The sequence below is a fragment of the Paracidovorax cattleyae genome (genome assembly GCF_900104515.1).
GTDB lineage: Bacteria > Pseudomonadota > Gammaproteobacteria > Burkholderiales > Burkholderiaceae_C > Paracidovorax > Paracidovorax cattleyae.
This window is the reverse complement of record NZ_FNJL01000002.1, coordinates 236,883-256,953: the sequence shown is the minus strand read 5'-3', so window position 1 is coordinate 256,953 and position 20,071 is coordinate 236,883. Positions and strand designations below refer to the sequence as shown.

Genomic DNA, 20,071 nt, shown 5'->3' with positions numbered 1-20,071 from the left:
CCTCCCTTCCCCTTGCACCTGCGCCCATGAGACTCAAGCTCGCACTCCGGGCGTTCGGCCGGACCTTGTGGCAGGCACTGCCCACCGTGTTCGGCGTGGTGGTGCTCAACTTCCTCCTGCTGCAGCTCGTGCCGGGCGATGCGGCGGACGTGATCGCCGCCGAGTCGGGCTCCGCCACCGCGGAAAGCATGGCCCAGCTGCGCAGCCATTTCGGCCTGGACATGCCGTTGCTGCAGCAGCTGGCCAGCTACCTGAACCACCTCGCGCATTTCAGCCTCGGCACCTCGCCGCGCTACAACATGCCGGTCACCGAACTGATCGCCGGGCGCCTGGGCAATACGCTGCTGCTGATGCTGGCTGCCCTCGGCCTCGCGCTGGCAGTGGGCATCACGCTGGGCTGCACCATGGCCAGCCATGCGGGACGCTGGCCGGACCGCCTGCTCTCGGTGCTGGCCCTGCTGCTGTATTCCACGCCCGGCTTCTGGCTCGGCCTGATGGCCATCGTGCTGTTTTCCGTTCACCTGGGCTGGCTGCCCACGGGCGGCAGCGGCACCATCGGCAGCGGGGCCACCGGCTGGGCCGCGGCCACCGATGCGCTGCGCCACCTGGTGCTGCCAACGCTGGCGATGTCCGGCTTCTACATCGCGATCTTCTCGCGGCTCACCCGCGCATCCATGCTGGAGGTGAGCCGCCAGGATTTCGTGCGCACCGCGCAGGCGAAGGGCCTCGCCCCGCTGGCCGTCACGCTGCGCCATGTGCTGCGCAATGCGCTGATTCCCGTCACCACCGTGGCAGGCATGCACTTCGGCACGCTGCTGGGCGGGGCCGTGGTGGTGGAAACCGTCTTCAACTGGCCCGGCCTGGGCCGGCTGGCCTTCGAGTCGGTGATGGCGCGGGACTACACCGTACTGCTCGGCATCCTGCTGCTGTCGTCGCTGCTCGTGATCCTCGCCAACATGCTGGTGGACCTGCTCCACGCCGTGCTCGATCCCCGCATCCAGGTCCGCTGACCCCGCCCGACCGCCATGTCCACACCGTTCCACGCACTGCCGGCCGCCGAGACCGCTTCGCCACCCGCACACACCGATCGCGCACCCGCCACCAGCCGGCGCGCGTCGCTGCTTGCGCTGGCGCGCAACCCTTTCGCGATGGCGGGCGCCGTGCTGCTCGTCCTCATGGTCATCCTCGCCTTCAGCGCACCGTGGCTGTATCCCGGCGACCCCCTCGACATGGTGGCCCCGCCCCTGCTGTGGCCCGGGCAGGACGCCCGGTTCCCGCTGGGCAGCGACTCGCTGGGGCGCGACGTGGCCGCGGGGCTGGCCCACGGGGCCAGGGTGTCGCTGGCCGTGGGTGTCGTGGCGGCCGCGCTCAGCCTGCTGATCGGTATCGTGGTGGGTGCGGCGGCCGGCTACTTCGGCGGCCTGGTGGACGACGTGCTGGTGCGCATCACCGAGCTGTTCCAGACCGTGCCCTCGTTTCTCTTCGTGGTCGTGGTGGTGGCCATCGGCCAGCCCTCGGTCCCCGTGATCGTGCTGGCGATCGGCCTGGCATCCTGGCCCGTGATCGCGCGCCTGGTGCGGGCGGAATTCCGCGCCCTGCGCGAGGCCGAGTTCATCCTCGCCGCGCGCAGCCAGGGCTTCGGCCACCTGCGCATCATCGTGCAGGAGCTGCTGCCCAACGCGCTTCCGCCGGTCATCGTGACCACCTCGGTGCTCGTGGCGAGCGCCATCCTCATCGAATCGGGCCTGTCCTTCCTCGGCATGGGCGACCCCAATGCCGTCTCGTGGGGCAGCATGATCGGCGAGGGGCGCGAGCTGCTGCGCACCGCCTGGTACCTCACGGCCCTGCCCGGCCTGGCCATCGTGCTCACCGTGCTGGCGCTCAACCTCCTGGGGGACGGGCTCAACGATGCCTTCAACCCCCGGCTGCGTGGCCGCTGACCCCGCCGCACCCTGCAGCCCCCGCACCCGCCATCCCTTCCATGACTTCTTTCGACGACGCCACCGGGGCCCGCGCTGCCCATGCACCCCTGCTGGACATCCGCCAGCTGGGCATCCGTTTTCCAGCCGCGCAAGGGCCCGTGGATGCCGTGCAGGGCCTGGACCTCACGTTGCAGCGTGGCGAGACCCTGGCCCTGGTGGGCGAATCGGGATGTGGCAAGTCCACCACGGCACTGGCGCTGCTGCGCCTGCTGGCGCCCGGCGCCCAGGTGCGGGGAAAGATCCTTTTCGAGGGCAGGGACATCCTGGCGCTGCCCCCGCGCGACCTGCGGGCCCTGCGCGGCAGCGACATCTCGATGATTTTCCAGGAGCCGATGACCTCGCTGAACCCGGTGCACACCATCGGGGCGCAGATCGCCGAGACCCTGCGCCTGCACGAAGGCCTGCCCGCGGCGGCGGCGCTGCGCCGGGCGGTCGAGCTGCTGGACCTGGTCCGCATTCCCGATCCGCAGCGCCACGTCCACGACTACCCGCACCAGCTCTCCGGCGGGCAGCGGCAGCGCGTGATGATCGCGATGGCCGTGGCCTGCCGCCCCCGCCTGCTGGTGGCCGACGAGCCCACGACCGCGCTGGACGTGACCATCCAGGCGCAGATCCTGGAGCTGCTGGACGGCCTGCGGCGCGAACTGGACATGGCGCTGCTGCTCATCACGCACGACCTGGGGCTGGTCGCGCAATGGGCAGACCGGGTGGCCGTGATGTACGGCGGCCGCAAGGTGGAGGAAGCGCCCACGGCCGCGCTGTTCGCGGCACCCGCCCATCCGTACACCCGCGGCCTGCTCGGCGCCTCCCTGCATGGCGGCCAGGCGCAGCACTACACGCGGGCGCGCCTGCCGGAGATCCGAACCCGCGTGGAGCCCGCGACCGGGGAGCCCGGCTTCGCCCTGCATGTGCCGGCCGCACGCGCTGCCGCCCCCGCGCGCATCGCCGGCGCCGCCCCGCTGCTCGACGTGCAGGACCTGCGAACCGATTACCTCACGCGCGGCGGCGACGTGGTGCATGCCGTCGATGGCGTGAGCTTTCACATCGGTGCGGGCGAAACGCTGGGCCTGGTCGGCGAATCGGGCTGCGGCAAGTCCACGCTCTCCCGCACCCTGCTGCGGCTGGTGGCGCCGGCCTCCGGGCGCATCGGCTTCGACGGCACCGACATCGCGCCGCTGTCCGAGCGCGCGCTCAAACCCTGGCGGCGGCGCATGCAGATGGTGTTCCAGGACCCGTACGCATCGCTCAATCCGCGCCGCAGCGTGTTCGACATCCTCGATGCCGTGCTGACCGTGCACGGCGTAGCCGAACGCCAGGAAAGGCGCCGGCGCATCGCCGCCATCCTCGAGCGCGTCGGCCTGCCCCGCGATGCGGCCAGCCGCTATCCGAACGAGTTTTCCGGCGGCCAGCGCCAGCGCATCGGCATCGCACGCGCACTGGTGGTCAGGCCCTCGCTGGTGGTGCTGGACGAGCCCGTCTCGGCGCTCGACGTCTCGGTGCAGGCCCAGATACTGAACCTGCTGGCCGAGCTGAAGGAAGACTTCGGCCTGTCGTACCTGTTCATCTCGCACGACCTGTCCGTGGTGCGCTACATCGCCGACCGCGTGATGGTCATGCACCAGGGCCGCATCGTCGAGACCGGCAGCCACCAGGACATCTGGGAGCGGCCGCAGCACCCCTACACGCGCAGCCTGATCCGGTCGGTGCCCGGAGCGGAACAGCGCAAGGCGGCCTGACGCCGCCGGCGGCGGCTCACCGCAGCGGGAACCCCAGCCCTTCCAGAATGCCGCGCAGTTCATAGCGGGCGTCGCCACTGTGCTTCACATTGCCCAGCCGGCGCGCGAGGTGGCGCGTCCACAGGGGGTGGTCGATGGACTGCTTCTTCCAGAACGCATCCAGCGCCCGGTCGTACGTTTGCGCGGCGGCCTCGTGGCCGCTCGCGTCGTAGCGCTCCCGGTGCAGAACGGCCGCCTGCGGCAGGCGCGGACGGACGTGGCTGGCCCTGTCCTGCGCAGGGTAGCCGATGGCCGTGCCGAAAACCGGGTACACATACGGCGGCAACTGCAGGTCCTGTGCGATGGCCTGGACGTGGCTGCGGATGGCGCCCACGTACACGGCGCCCAGGCCCAGCGACTCGGCCGCGAGCACCGCGTTCTGCGCGGCGATGGCCGTGTCCACCGACGCGAGGATGACAGACTCCAGGTAGTCCGTTCCGTCGATCTCGACACCGGGCGGCGCGTCGGCCACCCGGCGCACGCGCGACAGATCGGCCAGCCAGACAAGGAACAGCGGTGCCTGCCGGATGAAGTCCTGCTGATTGGCCCAGCCGGCCAGCTCGCTCTTGTGCTGGCGGTCCTCCACCGCCACCACGCTCCAGACCTGCAGGTTGGACGAACTGGACCCCGACTGCGCTGCCGCCACCAGGGTTTCCAGCGTGCCCTGCGGCAAGGGCTGGGGCCCGAAGGCACGCACCGATCGGTGGCGCAGGATGTGACGAACGACGCCGTTCTCGATGATCTCGAAAGCCGGCGTCTCGCCGTAGCGCAATGCCAGCAGATCCTCGGCCGGAACCGGGTTGGGGGTGGACAGGCTCATGGTGCGATCACTTCTTCGGTTCGACCCACACGTCGGCCAGGTTCGATTCCACCCCGTCGGCCGTCAGCGAGTGGTCGTGCACGCGCTGGTTCGCGATGGTGATGAACGCCGGCTGGTAGAGGTTCAGGTCCGGCACGTCGCGGGCGACCACGTCCTGGAACTCCTTGAACAGCTGCCTGCGGCGCGCGGAATCGTTCTCCACGGCGGCGTCTTCGAGCAGTTTGTCCACCACGGTGCTGGCGTAGTGCGTGCCGTTGGAAAAAGGCACTCCCTTGATGAAGTTCTTGCTCCAGTAGAGCCGCTGCACGCCCACCGTGGGATCGAACAGGTTGCTGGCCCCGTTCGTGGTGAAGGCGAAGTCGCGGTCGGTGTAGATGCGCTTGATGAACGCGCTGGGATCCTGCGCCCGCACCGTCACGGCGATGCCCACGCGTGCCAGGGCCGAGCGGATGTAGTCGGCCAGGCGCTGGCCGTCGCCGCTGATGGGGTTGAAGTCCAGCGGCACGGCGAAGCGGCTCGCACCCCGCTTGGGGTAGCCTGCTTCGTCGAGCAGCGCGTTGGCCTTCTTCAGGTCGAAGGCATAGGGCGACGGCGCGGGATCGTGGAACGCCTTGAGGCCGGGGGCGATGGGCGAATAGCTGACCTGGCCGTAGCCGTAGTTGACCACCCGGACGATGACGTTGCGGTCCAGCGCATGCGCGACAGCCTGGCGCACCTTGTCGTTTTTGAAGTACTCGTTGTCGAGGTTGAACTCCAGCCGCGTCACGTTGTGCGAATAGCTGTTGCCCTTGGTCTCGAAGCGCAGCGTGGGCACCTTCTTCAGGCGGTCCAGGTCGGCCTGCGGCACGGGCGTGCGGTAGCCCAGGTCCACGGTGCCGGTCTCGAACGCCACGGCGGCGGCGGCCGGGTCGGTCACGAAACGCACGATGAGCTGGTCGATGAACGGCTTGGGCTTGTCCCAGTAGTCGGGGTTGCGCTCATAGACGATGTGGCTGCCGCGCACCCACTCCTTGAATTTGAACGGGCCCGTGCCCACGGGCGCGTTGTTGGCGGGGTTGGCCTTGGCGTCCGTGCCGTCGTACAGGTGCCTGGGCACGATGGGCGTCTCGGAGGCCACCAGCGCACGGATCAGGTATGGCGCGGGCCTGGACAGGCGCAGCACGGCCGTGTACTTGTCCGGCGTGTCCACGCCCGTCACATTGGCGAAGGTGTTGCGCCCGCGGGGGTGGATCTGCTTGAGCAGGTTGATGGAGTACGCCACGTCGGCCGAGGTGAACTCCTTGCCGTCATGCCACTTCACGCCCTGGCGCAGCGTGAAGGTATAGGTCAGCCCGTCCGGGCTGATGGCCCATTTCGTCGCCAGCTGCGGTTGCGGATTCACGTCGTAGTCGTACTTGAGCAGGCCTTCGGTGACCTTGGCACTCACGCTGAGGATGGGCGTGGCGACGTTGCTGACGGTGACCAGGGCCGTGGGTTCGGACGGCAGCAGCAGCGTGAGCGAGCCCTCGTGGTTCGGCGGGGCGGCGTGGGCTGCAAGGCCCGCGGCCAGCAGGCCGGCGACGAGGATGGATCGGGGAATCAGGCGCAGGAACGGAAGCATGGAGCAGAACGATGGAGGAAGGGAAACAGGGACACCGGCAGAGCGGAGCATTCGGAATCGGGAGGTCATCCTCGGTGCATGGAGCGGCCTCTCAGGGCACCAGGCCGAGAAGGCGGTCCCGCTGGCGCGAGGCAGGGTCGCGCGCGGCCGGGTCTCCCAGGCCGCCGCCTCCGGGCGTCTCCACCACCAGGCGGTCGCCGGCCGGAACGACCTGGCGGCCCTTGGGGGCTAGTACCCGGCCCGAGCCCAGCCGCAGCACGCCGGGCGCGCCGTCCTGCCCGCCCAGGGCGCCGCGCGCCGGGTGGTGCACGCGGTCGAAGGCCGCGGCGATCACCAGGGCCGCATCCGGCTGCGCATGGCGCACGGCGATGACCTGGCCCAGGCCGCCGCGCGCGGCGCCGTCGCCCCCGGAGCCGGCGCGGTACTCCTTGCGTTCGAAGACCAGCGGGGCGGCGGTTTCCAGGATCTCCAGCGAGACGTTGCGCACGCCGCTGGGGTAGGCCGTGACCGACAGGCCGTCCTTGCCCGGCCGCGCGCCCGTGCCACCCGTGGAAAAGCTGATGATGTTGAAGCGCCGGCCGCGTTGCAGGGCCGCGGCGTCTTCGGCACTCGCGCCGGGAAGGGCCTCGCCGCCCACGAGCTGCAGGTTCCACAGGGAAGACGCTCCCTCGGCCGGCACGCGGTCGGGCCGCGCCTGGCGCAGCGCGCCGAACACCACGTCGGGCAGCAGCTGGCCCACCACGTGCCGCGCCGTCACGGGCGCGGGATGCAGGGCGTTGAGGATGCAGCCTGCGGGCGCGCTCACGCGGATGGCGGCCAGCGAACCCGCGTTGTTGGGCACATCCTCGCCGATCAGGCAGCGGATGCCGAACGAGGTGTAGGCATCGGTGTACGCCTTGGGCACGTTGATGCCGCGCGCCACCGTGCCCGAGGTGCCGGCGAAGTCCACGTGCACGCCGCTCCCGTCGATGGTGACGGCGGCCTGCAGCGTGATGGGCGCGTCGTAGCCATCGGCCACCAGCGTGTGGTGCCAGGTGCCGTGCGGCCAGTGCCGCAGCGCCGCGCGCATGGCCTCGGCCGAACGGTCGATGGCATAGGCGCCCAGCGCCTCCAGATCGGCCAGGCCGAACTCGCGCAGCAGGGAGCGCAGGCGGCGCGCGCCCACGTCGTTGCAGGCCACCAGGGCGAAAAGGTCGCCTTCGACCTGGGCCGGGTCGCGCACGTTGGCATGGATGATGGCCCGCACCGCCGGGTCCACCGCTCCCTGGCGGATGAAGCGCAGGATGGGCAGGAACAGGCCTTCGTGGTAGATCTCCAGCCCGTCGGGGCTGGAGCCGATGCCGCCGATGTCGATCACGTGCACCGTGGCAGCGAACAGCGCCACCATCCTGCCGCCATGGAACACGGGCGTGACCATGGTCATGTCGTAGAGGTGGCCCGTGCCCTTCCACGGGTCGTTGGTCAGGAACACATCGCCGTCCTGCATGGTGGCGGCAGGAAAACGCGCCAGGAAATGCCGGACCGACTCGGCCATGGAATTCACGTGGCCGGGCGTGCCCGTGACGGCCTGGGCCACCATGCGCCCGTCCGGCAGGAACACGCCGGCCGACAGGTCCCCCGCCTCGCGGGTCGGCGTGCCGAAGGCGGTGCGGATCAGGGTCTGCGCCTGCTCCTCGACCACGGACAGCAGGCGTGCCCAGGCGAGCTGGTGGCGGATGGCCGTGCGGGTGGGTTGCGCCCTGCTCATGCCGCCACCTCGCCGGCCTGTTCCACGCCGTACTGCGCGCGGGCCGCCTCGCCGGTGATGAAGCCCGCCTGCAGATCCCGTTCGATCAGCGCCGGATCGCGCCCGGCCGGATCGCCGAGCCCGGCACCGCCGGGCGTCTGCACCACCAGCACCTCGCCCGCGGGCACCAGCTGGCGGCCCTTGCCGCGCAGGACGGCGCCGCTCTTTTGCAGGTAGGCACGGCCGGGCGCGCCGTCGAGACCGCCCAGCGCCCCGCGGGGCGGGTAGATCACGCGGTCCCAGGTGGCGGCCAGCACCATGGGCTCGCCCAGGGCGTGCTCGATGGCGATGGTCTGGCCCAGGCCGCCGCGCGTGGTGCCGGCACCGCCCGAGTCGGCGCGGTACTCCTTGCGCCGGAAGGTCAGGGGTGCCTGCGTCTCCAGAATCTCCAGCGACACATTGCGCACGCCGCTCGGATAGGCCGTGGCGGAGAGCCCGTCCCACCCGGGCCGGGCCCCCGTGCCGCCGGTGGTGAAGCTCACGATGCCGAAACGCCGCCCCCGGATGAGCTGGTCGTTCGGTCCGCCCGCGATGGGCTGGCCGCCCGCGAGGCGGATGTTCCACAGCGACGAGGACCCTTCGGCCGGCACGCGGTCGGGCCGCGCCTGGCGCAGCGCGCCGAACACCAGATCGGGCAGCATCTGGCCGATGGCGGCACGCGCGGCCACGGCGCAGGGCGGCAGCGCGTGGACGATGCACCCTTCGGGCGCGACCACGCGGATGGGCGCGAGGGAGCCCGTGTTGTTGGGCACGTCGGCGCCCACCAGGCAGCGGATGCCGAACGAGGTGTAGGCATGGGTGTACGCCTTGGGCACGTTGATGCCGCGCGCCACCGTGCCGGAGGTGCCGGCGAAGTCCACCAGGATTTCCGTGTCGCTGATGGTCACGGCCGCGTGCAACTGCACGGGCGTGTCGTAGCCGTCCACCGTCATGTGGTGGCGCCAGGTGCCCCTGGGCCAGTCCTTGAGCGCCTCGCGCATGGCCAGGGCGCTGCGCTCGATGATGTAGTCGCCCTGGGCCTGCAGGTCGGCCAGGCCGAACTCGTGCAGCAGTTGCCGCAGGCGGCGCGCGCCCACGGCATTGCAGGCCACCAGGGCATGGAGGTCGCCCTCCACCTGCTCGGGCTCCCGCACATTGGCGCGCACGATGTCCAGCACCGCCTCTTCCATCACGCCGCGGGTGACGAAGCGCAGGATGGGCAGGAACAGGCCTTCGTGGAAGATCTCCAGCGCGTCCGGGCCGGCGCCCAGGCCGCCGATGTCCACCACATGCACCGTGGATGCGAACAGGGCCACCAGCCTGCCCCCGTGGAACACGGGCGTGACCATGACCACGTCGTAGAGATGGCCCGTGCCCTTCCAGGGGTCGTTGGTGAGGAAGACATCGCCGTCCTGCATGGTGTCCGCAGGGAATGTGCGCAGGAAGTGCAGCACCGAATCGGCCATGGAATTCACGTGGCCGGGCGTACCCGTGACGGCCTGGGCCACCATGCGCCCGTCCGGCAGGAACACGCCGGCCGACAGGTCCCCCGCCTCGCGCGTCGGCGTGCCGAACGCCGTGCGGATCAGCGCCTGGGCCTGCTCCTCGACCACGGCCAGCAGGCGATTCCAGACCAGCTGCTGGCGAATGGTGTGGCGGCTGGAAGAGGCAGCGGCACTCATGCGGCCACCGCGCTTTCCGCATCGGCCTGCACCTGCGCCGCCAGGGCCGCGGTGTCGGTCAGCACCAGGGCGCCCAGTCGGGAGATGCGCAGCTCGAAGCCCGCGATCACGTAGGTGGTGGTTTCGTCTTCCACCACCAGGGCCGGGCCGGCCAGCCACTGGCCTGGCTGCAGCCCGGTGCGTTCGTAGACGGCAATGTCGCGCCACGCGGCAGCATCCGCGTCATAGACACGGCGCGTGCCGTGGGGAATGGCAGGGCCGACATCGGCGGGTACGGCATCCGGCTCGGGCGCCGCGCGGCCGCCGGCCTCCACGGCCACGGACCAGCTCACGGCCTCGGTCGCGATGTGGGGCAGGCTGCGTCCGTAGAGGGCGGCGTAGCGGGCCTCGAAGCGCGCATGCAGGGCCCGGGCCGCCGCGGCATCGAACGGGCCTTCCGGCAAATCGACCGGGATCTCGTGGCCCTGGCCGGCGTAACGCATATAGACCGTGCGCTGGCGCGCAAGGCGCGCACCCGGCGCGGCGCGCAGCACCACGTCGTCGGCATGGGCGGTGAGCTCCGCCAGCAGCGCCTCGACGGCGGCGTGGTCGGCCTGGAGGATGCGCTGGTGCAGGCTGCGCACCGTCTGGTAGGCCACGGGCGCCCAGAGAAATCCCAGCGCCGAGCCCACGCCGGCCGAGCCCGGGACGACCAGACGCGCGATGCCGAGCTTGCGCGCCAGCAGGGCTGCGTGCAAGGGGGCCGCGCCGCCGAAGGCGATCAGTGTGCTTTCATCGGCGGACTTGCCCAGTTCGGAGGCGTGGACGCGTGCGGCATTGGCCATGTTCTCGGTCACGATGTCGATCACGGCCTGGGCCGCGGCCTCCACCTCCAGGCCAGTTTGCGCTGTGAGCCCCTGCACCAGGGCGTCGCGTGCGCGCTGCGGCTCCAGCCGCACCTTGCCCACGGCGAAGCGCGCGGGGTCCACGGTGCCCAGTGCCGCATGCGCATCGGTCACCGTCGGCTGCTCGCCGCCGAGGCCATAGGCCGCCGGGCCGGGACTGGACCCCGCGCTGTCGGGACCGACCTGGACCACGCCCAGGTGGTTGACCCGGGCGATGGAGCCGCCACCCGCCCCGATCTCCACCATCTCGATGACGGGGATGCGGATCGGCAGGCCCGAGCCCTTGAGATGCCGGTGCACACGCCCGAACTCGAAGCTGCGGCTGACCTGCGGCTGGTAATCGTCGATGAAGCAGATCTTCGCCGTGGTGCCCCCCATGTCGAAGGACAGGGCGCGCGACGCGCCGATCTGCTCGGCCACCTGGCGTGCCAGCACGGCGCCCCCTGCGGGCCCGGACTCGACCAGGCGCACGGGTTCGTCGATGCCGGTCTGCAACGTGGTGATGGCTCCGCCCGACGTCATGAGGAAAGGCTCGCCGCGCAGGCCGCGCGCCTTCGCACCCTCGTGCAGGCGCGAGAGGTACCCCGCCACCTGGGGCTGCACATAGGCATTCGCGCTGATGGTGGACAGGCGCTCGTACTCGCGGATCTCGGGGCACACGTCGGATGCCAGGGACACCCACAGGCCGGGGGCATGGGCCAGGAGCAACTCGCGCACCCGGCGCTCGTGCACGGGGTTGGCATAGCCGTGCAGGAAGCACACCGCCACGCTCTCGATGCCGTCGGCCTGCAGTTGCCCGGCCAGCGCGATGACCTGGGCCTCCTCCAGCGGCGTGAGCACCTGGCCGGCGGCATCCACGCGTTCTTTGACGCCATGGCGCCAGTGGCGCGGAACCAGGGGAGCGGGCTTTTCCAGGAACACGTCGTACTGGGCGAAGCGGTCTTCGAGGCCGATCTCCACCAGGTCCCGGAAGCCTTCCGTGGTGATCAGCGCAGTGCGTGCGCCCTTGCGTTCGATCAGCGCATTCGTTGCGAGCGTGGTGCCCAGGATCAGCAGGTCCACATCGGCCCAGCCCAGCGCGGCCTGCTGCAGGACCTCGTCGATGCCGCCCAGCACCGCCAGTTCGGGCGCACCGGGGGTGGTCAGCACCTTGGCGGTGAACCGGGCATCGCCGCGCAGCAGAACGATATCGGTAAAGGTGCCGCCCACATCGACGGCCAGGCGCAAGCGGGTACCGGTTGCCGCAGCGCGCGGCGAAGAGGAAGCGGAAACGGGGGAAGGAAGGGACATTGCAGGCAGGCGGCTGTCGCGGCAGCCGGCGTTGGAAGGAACGGGGGATCCGCGACGGGCGGCAACGGCCGGTCGCTCCCCTGCACGACCGCGCAGGGAACCATGAGCCTAGTCAACGTCTTCCCCGGCGTGAACCGCGCTTTCCGCATGTGCATATGCGAAGGCCGCCTGAGCAGCGGCCATTGCCACGGAAAACGAAGCGCGCGTTCACTCCGCAGATGGTCGCGGTGCCGGTATTGCCGCCTTGCAATTCCAGTCGGATTTTCTCCGCCCTGATATCCTCGTGGAAAACTACAAGGAAGAACGATGGGTTTCGATCCGTTGGGAACGATGACGCGCAGGCGCTATGCGTCGCCGGAGAACATCACGCCGGCCCTCGTGAAATTGGACTGGACGCACCCGCCATGCCCTCTCCCTTTGACATGGAGGGTGAATCCGGCCTCGCCATACGAAGAACCTGCGCTGAGAGCGCTCATGCATTCCGTTCTGGGCCGGAAATACCATTTCATTCCCAACGTACCTCTCGCAGACATATTCTCCATCGACATCAAGGCCTTCCTGCAGTCATACAAGATCAAGCCGCACTGGACTGGAGGCAATCTTTTCAAGGCGAATCGCAAGGCCATCCGCCGATCCGCACTTGCCGCCCTGCGCGGTCAGATCGGCAGAAAAGCCGTAGATGTGCTGGTATGCAATACTGCAGGCAATATAATCGCAGGCCTGGAAATCGATGGGCCGCACCACGGAAAATACCCGTACCAAGGCTACGATTTCAGCAAAAGCATGCTGTTCCGATGCAAGGGCATCCCCCTTCTGAGGGTGGCCAGCAGAAACCTCGCGCAGTGGACGTGGAACACGGCTGACACAGCGAAGTTCTTTCAGGAGCTGAGAGTCGCCAGGACCTGCTGGCCCGTTTTCGATCAAAACCCGAGCATTGCGACCATGCAGATGCATGCGCCGTGAACATGGTCTGCAGAAGATCCGTCCATTCGCCGCATAGCTGAATCCATGCATGGAAACACGCCACGGAACACACCACCGATGGTATTCACTTGTCTGCGACCAGGCGCCAGCAACTCTCCCTCGTGGCACCCTCTCCCACAGACGCACATTGCGCACGCCTGTCCAGCCGGCGGCCAAATACGGTATGGCGCGTTGCCGGATTTTTCTTCAGAAGAAGTTCCATGTCATCGAGCAGATCGTTGAATTCGGCAAAATAGCTATGACCCATTTGCAGAAGGCCGGTTTTGGCGACGACTTCGACCGTGTCGATTCCCTGGACCCTGGCGAATTTTGGAGGAGCCCCTACGCGGCCCACGTCATGAAGGTGCCTGGAAAAATTCACAGGCTTGTCCGCCTTGGAAACATACAGCGTGGTGCGTTCCGATATCTTGGGATAGACCTGGGCCATGTCCTGGAAAAGATCCGCATCTACATCGGGGGCGGCCAGAATGATCTGTCCGAAGCGCAGCTTCCCCTGCAATGTCTCCGCCACCCGCAGCAGGGCGCGATTGCCCATGCTGTGGGCGATGAGGTGAATGGGCTGGGTATCGCCAACCTCCTGGCGCAGTCGCGTCAGGAACTCCCGTAGGTACTTTTCACTGTAGTCCACGGTGGCTTCATCCACTGTGTACGAGAAAACCCTTGCCTTGGATGGCCAGCTGAAGAATGCGGGGATGCCCGTCAGCCGGAGATCTGCCCATAACTGTGCCGTTCGGCGGGCCGCCTCGACAAAACTGGTGTTGTATCCATGGATGAAGACGAGTACGACTTTTTCGTTGCCCTGGGCACTGTGAAGCTTGCTCCTCAGATTCTCCCAATAGGCCGTCTCCTTCAACTCGCGGGCAAACTCGAAGGTTATTTTCGTGCTTTTCCTGGGATCGAAGAGATCTTCGCTTCCCATCGAGCCGCGCGGACGGCTTTTAGGTACCCAGACTTCAGCCGTGCCGTAATTCAGCCTGGAGTCACGCTCGGATCCGTAAGGATGGGACTCCCGGAATGGAACCGATGGTTTCCGGTTCGTTCCGTACCACAACGTCACCGCCATGCCCGGAGGCTTTTCGAGTCCTGTCGACGTGCTGGGGAGAGGTGGCAGGCTCGGCACATCGATGGCCGAGGGAGGAGCAGGAGGAGCCGTTGCGGGAACCGGCGGCGGTGGCGCTGAAGGGGGCAGTGGCACTGCGGGAGCCGGAGGAGCGGACACCACAGGGGCGTCCGACGGCTGGTGCTGCGTGGCACATCCCGCAACGAGAACAGATACGGCGACAAGAATAGAAAGCCGGTGGCCGATTTCCATGATTCCCCCTCTCCTGCTCGCGTCGGTCATCTTTGAATTCAACGGGGCCGTTGCCGCAAGTCGAAGAAGTTATACCCCCTGATTTCATCTTTGTCAGCAGCAAATGGCCGAGTGTCCAGCGCCGCAGCGCCCCGTCAGCCGCTTGCGAGTGCCACCACAGGCCCCGGCCCCACCGGCCGCTGCTTTTCCAGACGGATATCCCCCGCCCCCACATCCCGCGCACCGCCCCACCCCAACCTGCGGTAGAACCCCGCGGCCCGGGTCTCCCGCCCGGTCTCCAGCCACGCCACCGCATGGTGGCTGAACAGGGCCTGCTCGGCCTCCTGCACCAGCCGCCGGCCGATGCCCCGCCCTTCATGCGATGGCAGCACGAAGGCCGCGAACAGCGCGCCGGCCTCCAGGTCCGCGATGGCGAAGCCGACCACCCGCCCGCCGTGGCAGGCCACCCAGGCGCAGGGCAAGTCCGCGGACAGCATCGCGGCCACGGAGGCTTCGGTGATGCCCATCGCCTCGAGCTCCGGACGAGTCAGGGCGTTTTCGGTGACGGAGGTGCGGACATGGAACACGGCGGCGACGTCGCCGGGCAGAGCATTCCGGACGGAAAAAGTCATGGAGCCGATGATTGCCCCTCAGTCCGTTGCGCCAGGGTCCTGCTCCGCCCCGGGGGCGCCGGACTCCGCCCGGGCCGCCGCGCGGACGAGCGACGGGCCGCTGCCCGTCCAGCGCTGCACGGCGCGGCGCAGGCTGCGCGCGCTGGAGTAGCCCGTCTTCACCGCCACGTCTTCCATCGACTGGGTGGATCGGCACACGATCGTGAGCGTGCGGCGGCGGCGCTCCTCCGTCACCAGGCCGCGGTAGGTCAGCCCTTCCTCGGCCAGCCTGCGGCGCAGGGTGCGCTCGCCAAGGTCCAGCGCAGCCGCGATGTGCGACAGCGGCGGCGCGAGCGTCTGGCTGCGCCGGAGGATCTCCACGACGGCGGCGCCGAGGTCCGTCCCCGGCTCCGGCGGCCAGGCTTCCAGCAGCAGTGCCCGCATCCGCTCCACCACGCCGGCCTCGGCCGTCCTGAGCGCGGTGGCCTGCGGCGACAGGCTCAGCAGATGGGCACCCGATTCGAATTCGACCCGGCAGCCGAAGGCCTGCTCGAATTCCGATATGTCCGCCGGCCGCGGCAGTGCGAACTGCACGCAGAGGGGATGGAATTCCGTGCCCAGCACCTGCCGCACCATGGCGGTGATGGATGCCAGCGTGTACACGGTCAGGAAGGGTTCGACTTCCGGATCATCGAAACGGGGCTCCACCACCACATGGAAATGCTGTTCCGTCCGTTCGCTGTACACGCTCAGCAGGCAGCCTCCGGCGCGCTGGAACTCGATGAGGAACTGCAGCATGTCGTGGATGTTCGCGCACGCCATCATGCCCAGCCCCAGCGCACCCAGCGCGACGATGTTCGCCTGGCCACCGAATCGCAGCCCCTGCTCGACGCCCGGCACCGCGTTCCAGAAACGGCGGGCGACCTCCAGGCTCTGGCGGTATGACACCTGCAGCCCGGGAGCGTCCAGGGCGAGCGGCTCCAGGCCCAGCCCGCGCGTCAGCCGCTCGGCAGTCAGGCCGCGGGTCCAGGCTCTGGAAACCAGCAGGCGCACGAACAGCGGGGAGAGGTCCGCGTGGTGCCCGTTCCGGGCGGCGCCGGGTTTCGATGTTGTTTTCTGCATGTTCTCTCAATTTTCACACTTTCCGCAAAAAACATTGCAACACAGCATTTTCAGGTGCGGAATTTATCAAATACACCTACAATTGGCCGAATGGGTACCGCATTCTTGTCAATTCGGTCCCCATGCTCGAGCAGCCTGAGATTTAAGGTTGTCCTATCGGCAGACAGTGGCCCATATCTCCGGCCATGGCTGCCTTCACGGGGGGCGTTGCCATATGAACGGAGATAGGGAAAAGGCCTGGAAAAGCCTGATCGCACCATGCACCGGATTGCTCGGTGCGGTCGCGGCGCTCGGGTTGTCCGGCGCGAGCCTGGCGGGCATGGCATGTGCCGCGGCACTCGTGGCCTGCGGTGCGCTGGGAGGCTGGATTGCCTGGCGCCCCCGGCACACCGTACCCGATGAGCTCCTCCGGCTTCTCGCGGAGTTCGAGGCCTTCAGCGCAGCCATGGCCCCCGTCTGGTCCGGGCAGATCGAATCGTCGCGCGGCCAGATGGAAGACGCGATCGCGCAGCTCAGCGCCCGGTTCGCCAACATCGTGCAGCAGCTGTCGCGCACGCTGGACCAGTCGGCGCGCGACGGCGCGGGCCCGGGGGATGCGGAAGCCGTGTACGCCCGCAGCCAGGCGCAACTGCAGGAGCTTGTCGGATCGTTGCGGGACGCCATGCAGGGCAAGGCACAGATGCTGGCCAAGATCGAAGACCTGCAACGCTTCGTGGGAGAGCTGCAGGACATGGCCGAAGCGGTCTCCCGCATCGCCCAGCAGACCAACCTGCTGGCGATCAACGCGACCATCGAAGCGGCCCACGCAGGGGAGCGCGGCCGCGGCTTCGCGCAAGTGGCGCAGGAAGTCCGCTCGCTGTCGCAGATGTCCGGGGACACCGGGCGCCGGATCATCGCGGCCATCAATGCCATCCATTCGGCGATCAACGAAACCCGTGCCGCGGCACAGCTGTCCCAGAACCAGGAGCACCGCGTCATGGCGGATTCCGAGAGCCGCATCGGCCAGGTGCTGGAACAGTTCCGGCACCTGACGGACCACCTGGCGCAGTCGGCGGACCTGCTGCGCCAGGAGAGCCGCCAGATCCAGCTGGAAGTGAACGACTCGCTGGTGCAACTGCAGTTCCAGGACCGGGTCAGCCAGGTGCTCAGCCACGTGCGCGACAACATCGGCCGCATGCCCGCGGTCGTCCAGAGCCACCACGCCCAGTGCGCCAGCGAGGGTGCGCTGCGTCCCCTGGATGCCGGCGAACTGCTGCAGGAACTCGAGGCCACCTATGCGATGGCGAGCGAGCGTTCCGTGCACCGCGCCGGCTCGGCGAAGGCAGGCGCTCCTGCGCCCGCGCCTGCGCAGCACGAAGAGATCACATTTTTCTGAAGGACCTTCTTTATGGCAAAGACCATTCTGATCGTGGATGACTCCGCTTCCGTGCGGTCGGTCGTGGGCATCGCACTCAGGGGCGCGGGCTACGACGTCATCGAAGGCTGCGACGGCATCGACGCGCTGCGCCGGCTCACCGGCCAGAAGGTGCACCTGATCATCAGCGACGTGAACATGCCGAACATGGACGGCATCACCTTCCTCAAGAGCGTGAAAGCCATGCCGGCCTACCGCTTCACCCCCGTGATCATGCTTACCACGGAGAGCCAGGAGGCGAAGAAGCGCGAGGGCCAGATGGCCGGCGCCAAGGCCTGGGTGACCAAGCCGTTCCAGCCGCCCACCCTGCTGTCGGCCGTGGAAAAGCTGGTGCTGCCATGACCTCCATCACCACGCTGGCGCTCGACGGCGAGCTCACCATCTACCGGGCTGCGGAAACGCGCACGGGCCTGCTTGCAGCCCTCTCCGACAGCCCCGACGGGCTGGAGATCGACCTCGCGGGCGTGACCGAGATCGACAGCGCAGGCGTGCAGTTGCTCATGGCAGCCCGCCGCGATGCGCAGGCCAGGGGCCAGTGGCTGCGCTTCACCGGCTGCAATGCGCCGGTGTCGGACGTCTTCGCGCTGTTTGACCTGTCCGCATTCTTCGGCGAGACCCTCGCCGCCGGCACACCGCCCGAGGGAGACGCTTCATGAACATGGAACAGGCATTGCAGGCCTTCATCGCCGAGAGCGGCGAGTTGCTGGAGGACATGGAGCAGGCCCTCCTGGGGGTGCTGCAGGAGGAGGACCCGTCCGACTCGGTGAACGCGATCTTCCGTGCGGCGCACACCATCAAGGGATCCGCGGGCCTGTTCGGCCTGGACTTCATCGTGGATTTCACCCACGTCGCCGAGAGCGTGCTGGACAAGGTGCGCGACGGCGCCATCGCCCTCGACGAATCGGTCGTGTCGCTGCTGCTCGCCTGCGGCGACCACACCGGCCGCCTCGTGGCGGCCGCGGCGGCCGGCCACACCCAGGCCGACGAGCAGTTGCAGGCCGATGCGCAGCCGCTGCTGGATGGCCTGAACCGGCTGCTGGAGAATGCCGGCGCCGCGCCGCGCACCGAGCAGCCCGCCCGCCCGGCAGAAGGCCTCGCGCCCCCGGCACCGGCCGCGACCGGAGGCCGCGCGCCGGACCACTGGCACATCTCCCTGCGCTTCGGCCGGGACGTGCTGCGCAACGGCATGGATCCCCTGTCGTTCCTGCGCTACCTCAACAAGCTCGGAACGATCACGGGCATCGCCACGCTGCCCGACGATCTGCCCGCGCTGACGGACATGGATGCGGAGTCCTGCTACCTCGGCTTCGAGATCGCGCTGCGCAGCAGCGCCAGCAAGGCCGACATCGAAGGTGCCTTCGAGTTCGTGCTCGACGACTGCGTGGTGCACATCCTTCCGCCGGACAGCGAGATCTCCCGCTACATCGACCTGATCGGCACCATGGGGCCGCACGGGCAGGATGCCTCCCTGCGCCTGGGCGAGATCCTCGTGCACTGCGGCAGCCTGACGCGCCGGGAGCTCGACGAAGCGCTGCAGCTGCAGCACCACGGCGCGAGCGAACCTCTCGGCCAGTTGCTGGTGGAGCAGCGCCGCGTGCAGCAGCCGATCGTGGAAGCCGCTCTGGTGCGCCAGAAGCAGATCAAGGAAAGCCGCTCCGCCGAGCACCAGTCCGTGCGGGTCGATGCAGAAAAGCTCGACCGCCTCGTGGACCTGGTGGGAGAGCTCATCACGGCCACGGCCACGGCCACGCAGGCGGGCCGCCACGTGCAGAACGCGGCCCTGCAGGAGTCGCATTCCACGCTCAACGGCCTGGTGCAGGAGATCCGCGACAGCGCACTGCAGCTGCGCATGGTCCGCATCGGCGCGACGTTCAACCGGTTCCAGCGCATGGTGCACGACGTCTCGCGCGAGATTGGCAAGGACATCGTGCTGCAGGTGCGCGGCGAAGACACCGAACTGGACAAGACCGTGGTCGAGAAGATCGCCGACCCGCTGACGCACCTGGTGCGCAACAGCATGGACCACGGCATCGAGCCGGTCGCCCTGCGCATCGAGCGCGGCAAGCCCGCATGGGGAACCGTGTCGCTCAACGCCTACCACGACTCGGGAAGCATCGTGATCGAGGTGGGCGACGACGGCGGCGGCCTGTCGCGCGACCGCATCCTGGCCAAGGCCGTCGAGCGCGGCCTGGTCGATGCGGGCAAGGCGCTGGCGGACGAAGACATCTACAACCTGATCTTCGAGCCCGGCTTCTCGACGGCCGACCAGGTCACGAACCTTTCGGGCCGGGGCGTCGGCATGGACGTGGTCAAGCGCAACATCGCCGCGCTGCGGGGCACGGTGTCCCTCGACAGCCGCCCGGGCCTGGGCACGAAGACCACCGTGCGGCTGCCGCTGACGCTGGCCATCATCAACGGCTTCCAGGTCGCCGTGGGGCGTTCGGTCTTCGTGCTGCCGCTCGAGGCCATCGAGGAATGCATCGAGTTCCGCGAAGACAGCGGCCACGATTACACCGAGCTGCGCGGGCGCGTGCTGCCGTTCATCCGGCTGCGCGCACTCTTCCACGTGCCGGACCCGGCCGGTTCCCGCCAGAGCATCGTGGTGGTGCGGGAAGGCTCGCAGCGTTTCGGCCTGATCGTGGACCGCCTGCTGGGCGAGGCCCAGGCGGTGATCAAGCCGCTGGCGCAGATGTTCGCCCACCTCCAGGGCATCAGCGGCTCCAGCATCCTGGGCACCGGCGAGGTGGCGCTGATCCTGGACATTCCGGCGCTCGCCGCGAAGGCCATGGCCGCCCAGCGCCCCGTCTCCGACACCGTGGCCGCCGCGCCGTAATGACGGCTTTTACCCGGC

General features: G+C 68.7%; 16 protein-coding genes. 8 read left to right on the top strand and 8 right to left on the bottom strand.

Annotated elements, in window-relative coordinates:
- Positions 1-26: 26 nt before the first annotated feature.
- From BLR05_RS02650 to BLR05_RS02640, 3 genes are read left to right on the top strand one after another with little or no spacing between them, the layout of a single operon-like run.
- Positions 27-1,010 (top strand): ABC transporter permease, encoded by a 984-nt coding sequence (locus BLR05_RS02650; RefSeq protein WP_092832138.1) that lies wholly within the window; start codon positions 27-29, stop codon positions 1,008-1,010.
- 15 nt (positions 1,011-1,025) lie between these two features.
- Positions 1,026-1,940 (top strand): ABC transporter permease, encoded by a 915-nt coding sequence (locus BLR05_RS02645; RefSeq protein ID WP_092832137.1) that lies wholly within the window; start codon positions 1,026-1,028, stop codon positions 1,938-1,940.
- Positions 1,941-1,981: 41 nt separating this feature from the next.
- On the top strand, positions 1,982-3,718 hold the full coding sequence (locus tag BLR05_RS02640; protein WP_092832136.1) for an ABC transporter ATP-binding protein: 1,737 nt from the start codon (positions 1,982-1,984) through the stop codon (positions 3,716-3,718).
- Positions 3,719-3,734: 16 nt separating this feature from the next.
- On the opposite strand, the gene BLR05_RS02635 is transcribed toward BLR05_RS02640, so the two are convergent.
- The 5 genes from BLR05_RS02635 to BLR05_RS02615 form a co-directional block, all read right to left on the bottom strand.
- A complete protein-coding gene (locus BLR05_RS02635; RefSeq protein ID WP_092832135.1) occupies positions 3,735-4,577 on the bottom strand; it encodes an NADPH-dependent oxidoreductase in 843 nt (280 codons plus the stop codon).
- A gap of 7 nt (positions 4,578-4,584) precedes the next feature.
- A complete protein-coding gene (locus tag BLR05_RS02630; protein ID WP_092832134.1) occupies positions 4,585-6,177 on the bottom strand; it encodes an ABC transporter substrate-binding protein in 1,593 nt (530 codons plus the stop codon).
- A 91-nt stretch (positions 6,178-6,268) separates the two neighbouring features.
- A complete protein-coding gene (locus tag BLR05_RS02625; protein WP_092832133.1) occupies positions 6,269-7,924 on the bottom strand; it encodes a hydantoinase B/oxoprolinase family protein in 1,656 nt (551 codons plus the stop codon).
- Positions 7,921-9,624, bottom strand: a complete 1,704-nt coding sequence (locus tag BLR05_RS02620; protein ID WP_092832132.1) for a hydantoinase B/oxoprolinase family protein — start codon at positions 9,622-9,624, stop codon at positions 7,921-7,923. The genes BLR05_RS02625 and BLR05_RS02620 overlap by 4 nt, the downstream gene beginning before the upstream one ends.
- A complete protein-coding gene (locus BLR05_RS02615; RefSeq protein ID WP_092832131.1) occupies positions 9,621-11,798 on the bottom strand; it encodes a hydantoinase/oxoprolinase family protein in 2,178 nt (725 codons plus the stop codon). The genes BLR05_RS02620 and BLR05_RS02615 overlap by 4 nt, the downstream gene beginning before the upstream one ends.
- 474 nt (positions 11,799-12,272) lie before the next feature.
- Here BLR05_RS02615 and BLR05_RS25640 point away from each other — a divergent pair, with 474 nt between their 5' ends.
- Positions 12,273-12,761, top strand: coding sequence for a DUF2726 domain-containing protein (locus tag BLR05_RS25640; protein WP_143015847.1), 489 nt, complete (start codon positions 12,273-12,275; stop codon positions 12,759-12,761).
- Between the two features lie 85 nt (positions 12,762-12,846).
- Here BLR05_RS25640 and BLR05_RS02605 read toward each other — a convergent pair whose 3' ends face one another.
- From BLR05_RS02605 to BLR05_RS02595, 3 genes are all read right to left on the bottom strand, one after another.
- Positions 12,847-13,845, bottom strand: a complete 999-nt coding sequence (locus BLR05_RS02605; protein ID WP_092832129.1) for an alpha/beta hydrolase — start codon at positions 13,843-13,845, stop codon at positions 12,847-12,849.
- Positions 13,846-14,228: 383 nt separating this feature from the next.
- Positions 14,229-14,705 (bottom strand): GNAT family N-acetyltransferase, encoded by a 477-nt coding sequence (locus BLR05_RS02600; RefSeq protein ID WP_092832128.1) that lies wholly within the window; start codon positions 14,703-14,705, stop codon positions 14,229-14,231.
- Positions 14,706-14,723: 18 nt separating this feature from the next.
- Positions 14,724-15,806 carry an AraC family transcriptional regulator gene (locus BLR05_RS02595; RefSeq protein WP_092832127.1) on the bottom strand — a complete coding sequence of 361 codons (1,083 nt, stop codon included), beginning with the start codon at positions 15,804-15,806 and terminating at the stop codon, positions 14,724-14,726.
- Between the two features lie 214 nt (positions 15,807-16,020).
- Between BLR05_RS02595 and BLR05_RS02590 the strand changes: the two genes are divergently transcribed.
- The 4 genes from BLR05_RS02590 to BLR05_RS02575 are packed head-to-tail and all read left to right on the top strand — an operon-like array spanning position 16,021 to position 20,053.
- On the top strand, positions 16,021-17,181 hold the full coding sequence (locus BLR05_RS02590) for a methyl-accepting chemotaxis protein (protein WP_092832126.1): 1,161 nt from the start codon (positions 16,021-16,023) through the stop codon (positions 17,179-17,181).
- Positions 17,182-17,193: 12 nt separating this feature from the next.
- Positions 17,194-17,562, top strand: coding sequence for a response regulator (locus BLR05_RS02585; protein ID WP_092832125.1), 369 nt, complete (start codon positions 17,194-17,196; stop codon positions 17,560-17,562).
- The gene (locus tag BLR05_RS02580; RefSeq protein WP_092832124.1) at positions 17,559-17,876 is read left to right on the top strand and encodes an STAS domain-containing protein; all 318 of its coding nucleotides are present in this window, start codon (positions 17,559-17,561) and stop codon (positions 17,874-17,876) included. Before BLR05_RS02585 ends, BLR05_RS02580 begins: the two co-directional genes overlap by 4 nt.
- Entirely contained in the window at positions 17,873-20,053 is a 2,181-nt protein-coding gene (locus BLR05_RS02575) for a chemotaxis protein CheA (RefSeq protein ID WP_092832123.1), read from the top strand. The genes BLR05_RS02580 and BLR05_RS02575 overlap by 4 nt, the downstream gene beginning before the upstream one ends.
- The last annotated feature ends 18 nt before the right edge of the window (positions 20,054-20,071 follow it).